General features: G+C 40.0%; 19 protein-coding genes. 11 read left to right on the plus strand and 8 right to left on the minus strand.

The genetic code is table 11. The features are described from left to right. Positions 1-758 precede the first annotated feature (758 nt). From QZZ23_RS08490 to QZZ23_RS08500, 3 genes are read left to right on the plus strand one after another with little or no spacing between them, the layout of a single operon-like run. Complete coding sequence (locus QZZ23_RS08490) at positions 759-974, plus strand: hypothetical protein (RefSeq protein WP_292468871.1); 216 nt, start codon at positions 759-761, stop codon at positions 972-974. 1 nt (position 975) lies between these two features. Continuing rightward, entirely contained in the window at positions 976-1,794 is an 819-nt protein-coding gene (locus QZZ23_RS08495; protein ID WP_292468874.1) for a hypothetical protein, read from the plus strand. Continuing rightward, complete coding sequence (locus QZZ23_RS08500; RefSeq protein WP_292468876.1) at positions 1,791-2,018, plus strand: helix-turn-helix domain-containing protein; 228 nt, start codon at positions 1,791-1,793, stop codon at positions 2,016-2,018. Before QZZ23_RS08495 ends, QZZ23_RS08500 begins: the two co-directional genes overlap by 4 nt. Positions 2,019-2,061: 43 nt before the next feature. Here the strand turns inward: QZZ23_RS08500 and QZZ23_RS08505 are convergent, their stop codons facing one another. Further along, positions 2,062-2,277 carry a hypothetical protein gene (locus QZZ23_RS08505; protein ID WP_292468879.1) on the minus strand — a complete coding sequence of 72 codons (216 nt, stop codon included), beginning with the start codon at positions 2,275-2,277 and terminating at the stop codon, positions 2,062-2,064. A 49-nt stretch (positions 2,278-2,326) separates the two neighbouring features. Between QZZ23_RS08505 and QZZ23_RS08510 the strand changes: the two genes are divergently transcribed. Beyond that, on the plus strand, positions 2,327-3,250 hold the full coding sequence (locus QZZ23_RS08510) for a hypothetical protein (protein WP_292468881.1): 924 nt from the start codon (positions 2,327-2,329) through the stop codon (positions 3,248-3,250). A 98-nt stretch (positions 3,251-3,348) separates the two neighbouring features. On the opposite strand, the gene QZZ23_RS08515 is transcribed toward QZZ23_RS08510, so the two are convergent. After that, positions 3,349-3,630, minus strand: coding sequence for a hypothetical protein (locus QZZ23_RS08515; RefSeq protein ID WP_292468883.1), 282 nt, complete (start codon positions 3,628-3,630; stop codon positions 3,349-3,351). Between the two features lie 127 nt (positions 3,631-3,757). Then, positions 3,758-4,480, minus strand: a complete 723-nt coding sequence (locus QZZ23_RS08520; RefSeq protein ID WP_292468885.1) for a hypothetical protein — start codon at positions 4,478-4,480, stop codon at positions 3,758-3,760. Positions 4,481-4,748: 268 nt separating this feature from the next. On the opposite strand from QZZ23_RS08520, the gene QZZ23_RS08525 reads away from it, so the two are divergent. Genes QZZ23_RS08525 through QZZ23_RS08535 form a run of 3 tightly spaced genes read left to right on the plus strand, consistent with a single transcriptional unit; the run spans position 4,749 to position 5,999 of the window. Then, positions 4,749-5,315: a tyrosine-type recombinase/integrase gene (locus QZZ23_RS08525; RefSeq protein WP_292468887.1), complete on the plus strand. Its 567-nt coding sequence runs from the start codon at positions 4,749-4,751 to the stop codon at positions 5,313-5,315. An 8-nt stretch (positions 5,316-5,323) separates the two neighbouring features. Beyond that, the gene (locus QZZ23_RS08530; RefSeq protein WP_292468889.1) at positions 5,324-5,806 is read left to right on the plus strand and encodes a hypothetical protein; all 483 of its coding nucleotides are present in this window, start codon (positions 5,324-5,326) and stop codon (positions 5,804-5,806) included. Beyond that, positions 5,787-5,999: a hypothetical protein gene (locus QZZ23_RS08535; RefSeq protein WP_292468892.1), complete on the plus strand. Its 213-nt coding sequence runs from the start codon at positions 5,787-5,789 to the stop codon at positions 5,997-5,999. The genes QZZ23_RS08530 and QZZ23_RS08535 overlap by 20 nt, the downstream gene beginning before the upstream one ends. 405 nt (positions 6,000-6,404) lie before the next feature. Here QZZ23_RS08535 and QZZ23_RS08540 read toward each other — a convergent pair whose 3' ends face one another. Both QZZ23_RS08540 and QZZ23_RS08545 read right to left on the minus strand, forming a co-directional pair. Then, positions 6,405-6,692: a hypothetical protein gene (locus QZZ23_RS08540; protein ID WP_292468894.1), complete on the minus strand. Its 288-nt coding sequence runs from the start codon at positions 6,690-6,692 to the stop codon at positions 6,405-6,407. 46 nt (positions 6,693-6,738) lie between these two features. Then, the gene (locus tag QZZ23_RS08545) at positions 6,739-7,365 is read right to left on the minus strand and encodes a Mov34/MPN/PAD-1 family protein (RefSeq protein WP_292468896.1); all 627 of its coding nucleotides are present in this window, start codon (positions 7,363-7,365) and stop codon (positions 6,739-6,741) included. Between the two features lie 434 nt (positions 7,366-7,799). On the opposite strand from QZZ23_RS08545, the gene QZZ23_RS08550 reads away from it, so the two are divergent. Further along, positions 7,800-8,357, plus strand: a complete 558-nt coding sequence (locus QZZ23_RS08550; RefSeq protein ID WP_292468897.1) for a hypothetical protein — start codon at positions 7,800-7,802, stop codon at positions 8,355-8,357. A 102-nt stretch (positions 8,358-8,459) separates the two neighbouring features. Further along, positions 8,460-9,110, plus strand: a complete 651-nt coding sequence (locus tag QZZ23_RS08555; protein WP_292468899.1) for an endonuclease/exonuclease/phosphatase family protein — start codon at positions 8,460-8,462, stop codon at positions 9,108-9,110. Positions 9,111-9,149: 39 nt separating this feature from the next. Here the strand turns inward: QZZ23_RS08555 and QZZ23_RS08560 are convergent, their stop codons facing one another. From QZZ23_RS08560 to QZZ23_RS08570, 3 genes are all read right to left on the minus strand, one after another. Continuing rightward, positions 9,150-9,359 (minus strand): hypothetical protein, encoded by a 210-nt coding sequence (locus tag QZZ23_RS08560; RefSeq protein ID WP_292468902.1) that lies wholly within the window; start codon positions 9,357-9,359, stop codon positions 9,150-9,152. Positions 9,360-10,078: 719 nt separating this feature from the next. Beyond that, complete coding sequence (locus QZZ23_RS08565; protein ID WP_292468904.1) at positions 10,079-10,570, minus strand: type IV pilin; 492 nt, start codon at positions 10,568-10,570, stop codon at positions 10,079-10,081. 25 nt (positions 10,571-10,595) lie between these two features. After that, positions 10,596-10,802, minus strand: coding sequence for a DUF5371 family protein (locus QZZ23_RS08570; protein ID WP_292468906.1), 207 nt, complete (start codon positions 10,800-10,802; stop codon positions 10,596-10,598). Positions 10,803-11,239: 437 nt separating this feature from the next. On the opposite strand from QZZ23_RS08570, the gene QZZ23_RS08575 reads away from it, so the two are divergent. Further along, complete coding sequence (locus QZZ23_RS08575; protein WP_292468909.1) at positions 11,240-11,518, plus strand: ACT domain-containing protein; 279 nt, start codon at positions 11,240-11,242, stop codon at positions 11,516-11,518. An 11-nt stretch (positions 11,519-11,529) separates the two neighbouring features. Next, complete coding sequence (locus tag QZZ23_RS08580) at positions 11,530-12,891, plus strand: PFL family protein (RefSeq protein WP_292468912.1); 1,362 nt, start codon at positions 11,530-11,532, stop codon at positions 12,889-12,891. Positions 12,892-12,916 lie beyond the last annotated feature (25 nt).

The raw sequence follows: 12,916 nt of genomic DNA on the forward strand, positions 1-12,916 counted from the left end.
ACCCAGATACCTTGCAGGGACTCAAAAACACCTTCAACGTATAGCACTTTTTGAAACCGTGACAGCTTGAGCGGAAGCCCGAGCGAGTACCTGTAGCGCCATTGGAAACCACATCCCACTACCACTGAAATGCGTAACAGTGGACATGATTGTCACTCATGCCGAGTGCATGCAATGGACCTGAAATCACCGGAACGCCGTTTGATAATGGCGCCGGGAAAGAGCACCTTCTCAGAATCGCAAACACGTTCAGCCATGTTGCTTTCAATCCCTTAGTGGTATTCGTAATTTCACTATCGAGGGAATGTTTTTATGGATGAGAATCAATCTCATTTTGGCATCAACACCAACGGGCGGTCTAACCTTGCCGCCAAGGACGACATCTTCGAGCTTTTCATGTCGTCCGACCCCCACTGGCACAGGTCCATTGTCAACCTGTGCCGACCTCAATTATCGAATACCGTGAACTATAACCATATGTGATAACAATGACCCAGAAAGTGAAAACCCAAGTCTTGCAATCTCTTTTCTCTCACCAACCACAAACGGCATCAGAGTTATACCGGGAATCTAATCATCACTCATATCAAGGGTTCCACTCGGCTCTTCACCGCCTTGTGATTCTAGGACACCTTAACGTGGACCGGACACATACCCCTCGCCTTTTCACGTTGACCCTGAAGGGTGAACATGAAGCTCTTTCAATCCCGGCATGATGTGGTAAAAATGTTTTTATTATCTTATAATAACTTTCTATTATGTCAAAATTCTATGATTCTATGCTCAAGCACCTTGCAGACAATGGTCCACTAACTCTCAATCAACTCTTTCTTTTTTCGAAACGTCCAAGCATCATAGGGGTGAAAATCGCTATGAACAGCTACACTAAGTCCAAAATGGTGACTTATGATGATGGAACCTATGAAATCACTCAGAAGGGTGTCGAATACCTTGAATCACTGGAAGGTGACTGATATGGCACAGTACAAGGCAGTAGTCCTGTCACACCTTGAAGAACATGGTCCTGCATCCATAGAAGACCTTTTCACAATCACTGGGCATTATGATATTCGGATTTTCCGTAATATAATATATGCTAGTCGGAAGAGCTGCTGCATTGTGTCCGAGGGTAAACCGGCACAATATTCCATCACCGATAGTGGTATCGAATGGCTTGATGAATGGGAAGCACTGCAACAACGGAAAGCAGAAAAAGAAGCAAACCGTAGGGTGTTCTATCCCATTAAGGACGTGGTCCTTCCGGCACTACTTGAGAAATCGATGACGGTAGAAGCTCTCTTTGCAATTTCATCTCACCCGGATTTTTCGAGATTCCGAGGCGGTCTAACAAGATTAGAACAGCGTGGATTCCTGACCATCGACAGAACATCTGTACCGTGGTTGTATTCCCTTTCCGATACTGACCGTGCCAGAGCACATGCACTGGACAGTGGAAAAGGCATTCGTGAGGGTGTTGAAAAGAAACAGAAGATATTCTCAAATTATGGAAAAGGTGCTGATGGTACTAAGAAGACCGTCAAGGTCAATGTAACAGTTCGGAAAGTGCCAACACCTGTGAAAGTCGAACCTGAAAAAGTGAAAGTACCTGTGGCACTGGAAGCACAACTTAGACGGAAATTACAGAGTGGACCGTTGACCCTTGATGACATCAGACTCATGACACGAGAACACGATTATTTCACAATCCGGGACCATCTTCAGGGTTTCATCCGAGAAGGGACCGTTGTATTTGATATCGAAGCAGGTCCGGCATATCTGATGGTGACACAATGACCCGACCCATAGAAGAACGTGTATTAAGCATCATGTTGGACCGGGACGGTATGACCCTTGAGGAACTCCGTGCTGAACTTGACCATGATACAGCAATCCCCTATATCATTGAGCATTTCATCAGACTTGGATATGTGAGACGTGAAGAGGATACCTATTCCATGACCAAAACGGGACGAATCTGCATAGAATCCGTGAATCAAGCCTCCAAGGTATCTCGATAATATTATACATCGATTTTAAGCCCTTATTTTCTTTCAAGAGGTGTTATGACTCGGGGACAGTCCTGAAATGCTTGCTATGGACGAATTTGGACGGGTCCCTGAAGCCATCCATGACCTGATATCCTGACCATTCCATCAGTGACATTTCCCCATCCTGACAACGTTCACCACTTTCCACCTGTCCTATTCTGCAATACTTGATGACCGCAAAGGGATAGCAGTGGACTTGATGCAAAGCAAACATATTTATCCATTTCAAGACAATTTGAAACCACTCAACACCTATGCTGTTGATTAAGAGGGTTCAGATGAAGAAATTCAATGATTGCCAGTTGAAAGGATTGATATTGCAGTGTCTAATTGATGGTCCGAAAACATCGGAGCAGATTAATTCAGTCATCAATCTTCCAAACAATTATGACAAGCACAATCTGCACGCTGAATTATACGTCCTCAAACGCAGGGGCTACTTATCGAGAAATTCTGAAACCCGAAGCTATAGCCTCAATAAGAAAGGAGTCGTACACGCTCAGAATCCTTATCTTTCTATCATCAAACGCAGAGAATCGATAGCATCGAAGGTATCCGCAATCCTTGAGAATGAAGAGAGCTTCAAAGCAGCGGTAGATGAAGCTGTATCCCGGAAATCAGGCGGTACTATATCCAGTGGTTCAGGTGGTGTGATATCATCACCCACAAGCTCAGTGAATGACAGCAAGGTCATGGAAGAGCTTCAGAAGAAGGACCAATATATCACGAAGCTGGAAAAGTACATCCACCATCTACAAAAAACAACGCAATCGCAATCTACAGTACCACAACAACAATCACAACAGCAACCTGAACGTGTCCAACAACAGACCAAGACCACTGACCCAGAGAAAGCGAAATCAGAAGCACGACGGATTAAAAAACGCAAGCAATTGGCTCATGCATACTACTCGAAAGGCGTTTATTTAGACAGCCGCTTCTTTTCGCTATGGGGTGAAGTCGCACCCCATAAAATCAAGTTCAAGAGGTATACTTCATCTGATGGCACTGTCACTCCTGACTCAATCGAGATAATGAGCAGTAAGTCAAATTCCGAGATACGAAGGGGGCATGCACATAAAAAACCAATAAGTGAAGCCTTACTGAGGCGTTGTATGTTCCATATCGTGAAGATAGATGATACAGGAATCGACATCATAGGACATGGCTTACCTGACAATCGTGCTCGCTTGCGCTACTAGGGACATGAGTGTATGGGATAATATTCCCTTCACTATCCATCCAAGAAGCTGACAGTATTCATTCAACAATGAAAATCAATGCCTGTGTATGGAAAACTTTAATCTATCACAGCGAGCAATTTCACTGTAACAAATTTACCCTTATTCTTTTCCCACCATTTTTGGCTCTTGCTTGGTATTGTGTATGACAAGGTTATATCAGGATTTCCACCCTGCTCTGAGTGATAGAACGTTTGTTCGCCAAGTCCTTCAATGTCCACCTTAATAGCTGATTTACCTTCAATAAGAGGACGGAAGCTGCAATTATTATACCAAAATTGGTTATCTCTAATCTTATAGTTATTGTCTAATGCAATAGGTTTCTGTTCTTTGTCAGACATCTTGTATCTCCAAGGCAATGGGTTTGTAGCAGTTTTTATGAACTCTATTCATTATAAGCGTGAACTATCCATATTATTAAGTACTAAATCAAAAAAGAAAGTAAAAAATGGCTTTACGCCATTCACATCATGCTTTGGTAAGTGTAGCCCCCTGCACTTTTACTGAAAAGTCAGTGCTCTTGATTTCCACATATCCTTGATTTTGGAAAATTTCATTTGCAATTACATCATCCAGTTCCATAGATACGTCTGATTGTCTTTCTACATATCCCATATCCATAGTAGTGTCAGTAACTTCAACCTTGTAAGTTCCAGGTGCTATGTCAACCCCTACAAGGTATATGCCATCTTCAAACGTATCTCTGATATTCGTTTCTATGGTGTCTTCAGGATAAAGTGTCGCACCTTGAATCTTAACATAAGCATCACTAGCTTTTATTCTTACATAGCCCGAATTTTTTATGATACCATTTGCAATAATGGAGTCTAACTCCATACTAGCATCCCTTGACCTGTCAATATAAGCCATGTTCAGAAAAGACTTCTTTACTATAACTTTGTACAAACCCGGCTGAATGTCGGACCCGACCTTATATGTTCCTGAATGTATCGCATTAGATACTGATTCTTCAGGTTCTGGTGTAGAATCTTCAACATCAGCAGGTGTTACTGTATTTTGAACATCAGCATTATTTGTGCTAGTATCATCAGACCCTAGCCCGAACACAAAAGCAGCCAAAAACATACTTGCTATTAGTAATACACCAACAATTCCAACCAATTTTAATATTTTTTTAATAATATTACCACCTCTATCAATATACTCTAAAACAATTGATAATGTTGTCATAGGTGTGATTAAATTTAACAATATCGATTTGGTATCCCGATTTCATCAAATGATATCTTTTACAGGGATTATAATTTAAGCTGGACTTGTATCTATCTGAAGACTGGAAAACTCGAATTCATCAATACAACAAAAGGTATCTATTGTTGTATTTTTAAAACAATGATGAATTACCCACTATTTAGAAACACAGAGACCTTGAAGGGATTGAAATTTAAATTAAAGCCATTAGGAAACGTTTTTATTGAAATGGTTGCATTTTATAACTATGAAATATAGTAAAGTTTGGCTAACGCCTGATGAGGTGAAAGCACTTTTCGCAATCCCGGAATTACCGGAATCTTATGAAACATGGCTATACATGCTTTATTTTCCAGGACTTCGTGTGACAGAGGCGACATACGTGAGATTAATGGATTTGGATGAGAAAGCTGAATGCATCAACATATACAAAGGAAAGGGTCGCAATGGTGAACTCCAAAGGGTTCCGTGTGAGCCTCACGTACTCCGACGGATTAAGAGGTATTGCGAACATCACAACTTGAAACCAAAGGACTATGTTATGTTCTCGAACAAGGGCGAACGGGTCCATAGGTCTCATGTGTATCGAGTAGTGAACCAACTATGCAAGCAAGCCAAAATAGACAAGCGCATAGGAACCCACACTTTCCGTAGAAGTCGTGCTGAGCATTTGCTTGATAATGGATTGGAATTGACCTATGTCTCGAAATTCTTGCGACATAAGAACCTGAGTACCACGATGGCTTATTTAGATATCAGTGTTTCAGATATCCAACGTGAACTTGAGAAAATCGAAATGCCTGTTATTGTGTGAGGCGGTCCATGAGTGACCTTGAAGACATTGAGAAATCGTTGACCTCTTCAGAACAAGCTGCTGAAGACCTCTTATTCTATTGGTCAGAAATTTCTTGGTACGAGAGGGATTTGGTAATTTCGTCAATCATGTATCTTTTCCAACATGACCTATCTGATATCCCTGACAATATGAAAAACCGAATAGACACAATACTTGAACAGGTCATGGAATTCCAGATGCTCAATGCGCAGTCCAGACCATCCCGAATCCGATTATTATTCGATAGAAAGAATAAACTTCGCTATGATGGTCAGGAACGACCTAATCACATGGTTATGATGCAGGTCATAGAGACCCTTTCACATGCTCAACAATGTGAATTAGCGTCATATATTGGCATATCTGACCACTCGGATGTACTTGAATCACTAAGATGTGCCGGAAATGACACTCCACAGCAGGTGCGTTTCTATGCCTTACGTGGACGAGTTGGAAAGCTCTATATGTAATTCCACCGGTGAAGGTCAAATACCCGGACCCCTTGAGGCTAAATACAAACAGGGGTCATTGCCTCCGCTCCCACACCTGAAGGTGCTCTCCGTTCCAGTCATTGACGACAGTAGGTCGTCACTTCTTTCTCTTACACGTGTAGGTACAAATTTATTCTTGAATACAGCTATTCTCGAACAATATGTTATATAATCGAATAATAGTTCTAACGTTTGCTGATGGCGATTATCCGGGTTCCAGAATAGAAACCAGTATCATTATACATGAAATAAGACCACGGAACCGGACAGGACGGCAATGACACATGTCTTACTAAGTACCACACACAGAACCCCGGAAATATACGAATACCAATTAGCAGTATTAATTTATTTCTTAAGTATAAGTTTGCCGTGGTCCTGAGTATAGAACCAGATGATTATCATTCATGAAACCCGTCCATATCCTGCCTGAGACGGGAGATATTGGTCTGACCTTATACATTGGTCCAATGTCAATATATGTCCCCAGAAGCGAAATATGAAAATCAATAAGAAGTCAAAAGTCAGGTTAAAGTTTGGTGGTTGATGTAGATAATTAATTCAAGAATAAAAACGTTTATTCATTTTCCAGTTTTATTCTATCAATCAAAGTAATAGCTTCAGCTTCTGCTTTTCTAAATTCTAATTCATCCATCTCTATTTCTATATTTCTTAACTCTTCTTTTGCATAATTTCTTTTGCTTTTAATCTGGGAAATATATTTTTTTATTAGTCCAGGTGTCATATACTTAGTGTACTCCGCATATATTTCATCTTGTAGCTGCTTGATTTTTATCGTATTACTAGATTCTGCACTGATTTTTAGAATTAAACTAAGAATTAACCTTTCATTTTTTGTTAGCATATACAATCCCTACCTTTGTCATTCTTTCAATAATGGCATATAAAACTCATTCAGATATCCAAATCCAAGCTGATGGAAATTTTTTAGTTTTAAGTTCAAATATAGCAGGTTGCCTATTTGGATAATACCCTTCATCAAGTAGTTCAACAGGTTGTATCCAGTGTCCTTTTATATTAATATTCCAACCATTGTGTCCATGTTTTATTTTACCGGTTATTGAATAATCATCCGTTTTAAAAGAAAATGTGGGATTAAAATTATACTTGTAATCAATTTTTGAAATACCTATTATCATTTCAAGCCGCCAATCAAAGCTTGAAATGTCTTGTGAATCAAGGGTTATATGTTCCAATATAGAACATAAAATATCATCATCAGAAGGTGTGGGCGAGTCATTAGGATGGCTATGATAACATCCCACTACATTAAGTCCAAGCGAATTTATAACCTCTTTAGACAATTCAAATTTATCTGGATGATTGTTATAATGGACAGTATCATGTCCACGTTCAGCAGTCAATAACGGTGTTGCAAATAATTGTAATCCATTCCCTCTTAGTTCTCCACCAAGTAAACCCATGCATTCGTCATTATAACATTCCATAGAAGAAGACAGAACACTTATCAGCCATGCAAAATCAATGAAAATAGGTTTTTCATATATTAGTTTCATGATTCAATGTTGCTAGTGACTCTATATAAAAATATGAGATTTGGTTTTGTGAATATTCTTCTTCATCTTTATACGTTGGATAGGTTAAACTATGGTATGCTTGCAAAACAAACTGGGTTGAAATGGCGGCTTCTATGAAGAAATATTATCTCCGTTTATATAGTGTCCCATCCAAGAACTTCAGTTCGTTTTCGCCCAATGATAGAATTTTATAAATATTCTTCCTTTCCATGTAGCATCAACGCTCGTAGACGTTGTGAATGCTGTGGACTCAACTTCTTTGATTGCGTTGCAACAAGTCATTAGGGTGATGAATTACTTTTAAAAGCATGTGGTATTGAAAGATTATATGTGCATGAATTTATACTATAATATCAGCAAAAAATATACTAAATAGTTTAAACTCTTTTTACTGAATAAAATGGGTGAAATCAATGGTATCAAATAACAAACCAAAACTTAAGCAGATGTGGATTATCAGAGGAAGTATTGGAGAAAAAGGTCTGCAAGAAAATGCATTCTTAAATGAAGGTGTCGTTGCCATTGGATGGAACAGATATGGAGATTTATCCCGGTTTAAAGGCAATAAATTGGCTTTAAAAGAATATATGAGAGCTATTAATCCTGAATATGATGAACGTACTATCGGACAGGACGCTGGAACCATATCAAGGTTTATTGATAGTGTGGGAATAGGTGACTTTGTAGTATTACCTCAGCATGAAGAGCCGTTTGTTCATTTAGGTAGAATAACAAGTGAATACATGTTTTTAACAGATGGCATTGACTATGAAGGCAATCTTGACGAAGGGACCACACTGAAGAATATTCGTAAAGTCAAATGGATTAAGAAAATTCCAAGAGATAGGATTGAACCTTCACTTTATAAGTATCTGAATGTCAAACACACCCTATATTCAGTAAATGAAGACTTAAACAGGCACATTCAGAAGTTATCCCATGCTGAAATAAAGCAATTAATCGAAAATTAATACATTAATGAGAGTTTTGTGAATATGAAGTTCATCACTTGGAATTGTTGTAGAGCTTTCAAAAATAAACATGTTCATCTTCTATCTCATAACCCTGATTTATTGGTCATACCTGAATGCGAGAAACCCGAGAAAATTAAAAAGGAATTTTATCATCAATCTGTGTGGGTAGGGGATAATGAGAATAAAGGCTTAGGGATATTCAGTCTTAATAACATCGATATTCAAATACATGAATCATATTGTAATGAATACAGGTATGTTGTTCCTGTCGTGGTTAGCAATCCTGAGAGCAATAATAGTATAAACCTTATCGCCATCTGGTCACAAAACAACAAAGAAGACCGCAACAGGCGATATATTGGAGAGGTTTATAGTGCATTGAGCTACTATGAAAACCTGCTTAAATCCCCTGTAATAATCGCAGGGGATTTCAATTGGAACATAAGGATGGACTGTGATGCTGATGCTCCTTTAAGAGGCACATTTGCGAACGTCCGGGATTTACTTGAACAGCATAACATCCATAGCATGTATCATTCTTACAACAATCTGGACTTTGGTGCTGAAAAAAAAGACCCTACATTCTTTCTCACATTTAATGAACAGAAACCATATCACACTGATTACATGTTTGCATCAGCAGACATAATTGATAATATGAAATCCTTTTCAGTTGGCAAATATGCTTACTGGCGACCTCTCAAGAGTGACCATATGCCCCTTATAGCAGAACTTGATAATGTCATATAAGCTGCTTGTGTTTAAAGCAACCATTTCACGAATGAGTCCTTAGTGATATCGGTTACAAAGGTCCGTACATTCCTGCTCTATCAATCTACACACGTCCTTCTTATCACACTTACTGCATTTCCCGGTCTTCTGGACGGATGTGACCGGAACACTGGACCTGATTCTAGCATGTTGCTTCCTTTTCTCCCGTGTAGACTTCCTCAGCCTGTGCTTGTAGTTATCTGAGAATATCAGTTCATTTGAGTTCATGAATAGTAGTTGTACTTGGGAATATAAGGGAATCAGCCATGCAGAGTGAAAGTGATGTATAGTCCAGATGGTGGGAGTTCACTTTAGATGCAAAGAAGGTCTTCATAAATGACCTGTGTGGAACTTTCTTGACCGTAGCATTGACCCGTCTGGAAGACTTCGGCTCTCAAAACAAATATTCAGTTTTAATATATTTATCCCATTTGGACTCGTGCTACACCGGATGATGTTGTTGAATCCGGGCGAGTCAGTAGACGGCATTGCCTCAGGTCCACATGGTCCACGGGTGGTGTCTGTGTGGATGAGGTGGACTCAGGCTGATAGAGTGGAAGGATACTGAGGGTGTGGACCGTGTGGACTGAAACACAGAGGTATCAGAAAAGCGGTATCATGATTGCGAAAGTGAATTTAATATATTTTCAATATTTACAGGACCATCTATACACATATTATTAGTCACAATTCAATTGTGTATAAAAACTCGCATACCTTGAGGGGAAGATTTTTACCCATTGAAACCAGCTCTTCAATTATCACGGTTCAACTAAGATTGTCGTGATTCAGTTAGAGGTGGATAATAAGCAAATAATCTTTGAATTACCTAAAACATAGCGTCTGTCGATGCTATGGTATACGCAAAATAAGGCAAAATCCGTATTTACAAGGTTGAAGGCAGAAAAAAAGAAAAGATGACGCAAGCTGCGCCATTAAATTTGAGTTTAGAACCTGACGTCCATGTCAGCAATCATCTGCTGGCTAGCAGTGTCTACTACTTTGACGTTAATTGTTTCGCCTGCACTTGTAGCAGGGTCAATAGCAGCAGCACCAGCAGTTGTCACATTATCCATAACGCCTAATGTGAAACCGTCAGTAGTTTCGTTGAATACATAGATTGTGCTACCTGCGGTAAATTCATAATCATCAGGTAAATCACTGAATTCAACTGTTTCTCCGTCAACCACTACTTTGCTGTTTGAAGACGTAAGGTAGAAATTATCTCCGCCTTGGTGCTCAATCTTAATCATAGAGTCGCCACCGACGTCAGCAGCACTTGCCCTCAGACTTGCCTGTGGTGCCTGTTCTGGTGGTCCCATGCCGAATACGAATGCTGCGATAACTGCAGCAAGGATTACAGTGATTGCGACCATCAGGATAACGCCGATGACCGGGGATACTGCATCCTCATTAAGGAATTGGTTTGCTTTGCTCATAGTTTGTTCCTCTCTTGTCCAGAAGTTATAATTTCTTCTGTTTCTTTTTTAGGACCACTTTTTCAAGTTTTTTGGTCCACATTTTATCATCGAGGTCGGTATATTCGCACTCGAGATAATGTTGCACTGCCATACTCAGGGCTTCTTTTGTCGACGACTCATTACACTTCTTCTTCAAAGCCGCCAATTCATCTTCCGTGAGTACAGTTTGTGCGTGTACAATTTTGACCATTGTATCTCCTGATTGTTTGAATCATTTAATGAACTTAGCTGTTCAAACCATCATCATTATTATCATAATGAAAATTCTATATAAACCTTATTATAGTCTGCCTTTATGACTTGTTAGAATTCTTACTTTCAGCTAGGCTTATTATATATTTGCATTAATATTTTCTATATGAGAATATATTAGTCTACAACATCTCATTATGCTTATGTTTAGATGTATATGGCATCGTTTTGTGCAAACTGCTAAGTTCATTGGAACTATTTTGTTTCAGAATCTTCACGCTTTTGAAGAGTCTGTATCTGACAAATCTTCTATTTCATTAGCATACTTTTTATATGTACCTTTTTATCATGGTGTGTAGCAGCAAAGTCAAAATAGCATCTAATCTATTATGGTACCTGATAGCTGCCTAAAAATAATATATGAAGGAATAATTCATGTCATCCAGTCGTTTTATAATCACTGTTATTGGTATTGATAAAGTTGGTATCGTTGCGGGCATCACGCAAATCATGGCACAGTACAATGTCAACATTGTAGACATCAGTCAGACCATTATGGATGACCTGTTCACTATGATCATGCTTGCTCAGGTTAAAGAAGAAAACTTTGATCTAGCGGCTTTCCAGCAGGCAATGTTTGGAAAAGGTTCAGAGCTTGGTGTTGAAGTAAAAGTCCAGCATGAAGATGTTTTCCATTTTATGCATAGGATCTGAGGTGTCTGTCTATGATGATCCATCCGGAAGAAATCCTTGAAACTATTAAGATGGTGAGCAATGAGAACCTTGATATCAGAACTGTCACCATGGGCATCAACCTGCGCGGCTGCAGTCATCCAGATATTGATATTTTCAATAAGAATATCTATAACAGGATAATGTACTATGCAGAAGATCTCGTAAAAACAACCGATGATATTCAAAATCTCTACGGAATCCCAATTATCAATAAAAGGATATCTGTAACTCCTATTGCAATCGTGGCAGAAAGTTGCGACGCCACAGACTTCACCTCAATTGCGCAAACCCTTGACAGGGCCGCTGAAGATGCAGGTGTTGACTTTATTGGTGGGTTTAGTGCCCTGGTTCAAAAGGGTATGACCCCTGGCGATCTCAAACTGATCAACTCCATTCCCAGAGCTCTTGCGAGTACTAACAAGGTCTGTTCATCTGTAAACGTGGCAACAACCAAAGCTGGCATCAATATGGATGCTGTTGCCTTGATGGGGAAAATCATCAAAGAAACGGCAGAGATGACAAAAGAGAATTCCGGAATAGGTTGCGCCAAACTTGTTGTGTTTGCGAATGCTCCTGATGATAATCCCTTCATGGCAGGCGCTTTTCATGGAATTGGTGAACCTGATTGTGTAATAAATGTTGGCGTAAGCGGTCCCGGTGTGGTCAACTCTGCAGTGCGTGCGCTCAAAGACCCAACCCTTGGTGATATATCCGAGTGCATTAAAAAGACAGCATTCAAGATAACCAGAATGGGTGAGGTCGTGGGTAAAGAAGTCGCACGCAGGCTTCATGTACAATTTGGTGTGCTTGACCTGTCTCTTGCACCAACTCCTGCTGTAGGTGACAGCGTTGCTGCTATCCTGGAGGCAATGGGTCTGGAAAGCTGTGGTACCCATGGCACAACTGCCGCACTTGCTCTTCTTAATGATGCAGTCAAAAAAGGTGGAGCTATGGCATCTTCTTCGGTTGGTGGACTCAGTGGTGCTTTCATTCCTGTAAGTGAGGATGAAGGCATGATAAGGGCCGTACAGAGAGGTTCCCTGTCACTGGATAAACTTGAAGCTATGACGAGTGTATGTTCTGTCGGTCTTGACATGATAGCAATCCCCGGAGATACTCCGTCTTCAACGATTTCTGCGATAATTGCAGATGAGATGGCAATAGGGATGATCAATAAGAAAACAACCGCTGTAAGGGTGATACCTGCTCCGGGTACAAAAGTGGGAGATATGATAGAGTTCGGTGGCCTACTTGGAACTGCTCCTGTGATGCCGGTTCACAAATTCAGTTCGGAAAAATTCATTTCAAGAGGCGGTCGAATACCTGCTCCGATACAATCTCTTACAAACTGAACTCTTTATGGTAAATACGGAATGG

The organism is Methanolobus sp. (genome assembly GCF_016278385.1).
Classification (GTDB): domain Archaea; phylum Halobacteriota; class Methanosarcinia; order Methanosarcinales; family Methanosarcinaceae; genus Methanolobus.

Excerpts from the sequence above, each read along its gene's own strand:
- QZZ23_RS08515 (WP_292468883.1), bottom strand. The coding sequence starts at position 3,630 with ATGTCTGACAAAGAACAGAAACCTATTGCATTAGACAATAACTATAAG.
- QZZ23_RS08510 (WP_292468881.1), top strand. The coding sequence starts at position 2,327 with ATGAAGAAATTCAATGATTGCCAGTTGAAAGGATTGATATTGCAGTGT.
- QZZ23_RS08565 (WP_292468904.1), bottom strand. The coding sequence starts at position 10,570 with ATGAGCAAAGCAAACCAATTCCTTAATGAGGATGCAGTATCCCCGGTC.
- QZZ23_RS08580 (WP_292468912.1), top strand. The coding sequence starts at position 11,530 with ATGATGATCCATCCGGAAGAAATCCTTGAAACTATTAAGATGGTGAGC.
- QZZ23_RS08495 (WP_292468874.1), top strand. The coding sequence starts at position 976 with ATGGCACAGTACAAGGCAGTAGTCCTGTCACACCTTGAAGAACATGGT.
- QZZ23_RS08570 (WP_292468906.1), bottom strand. The coding sequence starts at position 10,802 with ATGGTCAAAATTGTACACGCACAAACTGTACTCACGGAAGATGAATTG.
- QZZ23_RS08490 (WP_292468871.1), top strand. The coding sequence starts at position 759 with ATGTCAAAATTCTATGATTCTATGCTCAAGCACCTTGCAGACAATGGT.
- QZZ23_RS08530 (WP_292468889.1), top strand. The coding sequence starts at position 5,324 with ATGAGTGACCTTGAAGACATTGAGAAATCGTTGACCTCTTCAGAACAA.
- QZZ23_RS08500 (WP_292468876.1), top strand. The coding sequence starts at position 1,791 with ATGACCCGACCCATAGAAGAACGTGTATTAAGCATCATGTTGGACCGG.
- QZZ23_RS08575 (WP_292468909.1), top strand. The coding sequence starts at position 11,240 with ATGTCATCCAGTCGTTTTATAATCACTGTTATTGGTATTGATAAAGTT.
- QZZ23_RS08550 (WP_292468897.1), top strand. The coding sequence starts at position 7,800 with ATGGTATCAAATAACAAACCAAAACTTAAGCAGATGTGGATTATCAGA.
- QZZ23_RS08520 (WP_292468885.1), bottom strand. The coding sequence starts at position 4,480 with ATGACAACATTATCAATTGTTTTAGAGTATATTGATAGAGGTGGTAAT.
- QZZ23_RS08545 (WP_292468896.1), bottom strand. The coding sequence starts at position 7,365 with ATGAAACTAATATATGAAAAACCTATTTTCATTGATTTTGCATGGCTG.
- QZZ23_RS08560 (WP_292468902.1), bottom strand. The coding sequence starts at position 9,359 with ATGAACTCAAATGAACTGATATTCTCAGATAACTACAAGCACAGGCTG.
- QZZ23_RS08540 (WP_292468894.1), bottom strand. The coding sequence starts at position 6,692 with ATGCTAACAAAAAATGAAAGGTTAATTCTTAGTTTAATTCTAAAAATC.
- QZZ23_RS08525 (WP_292468887.1), top strand. The coding sequence starts at position 4,749 with ATGAAATATAGTAAAGTTTGGCTAACGCCTGATGAGGTGAAAGCACTT.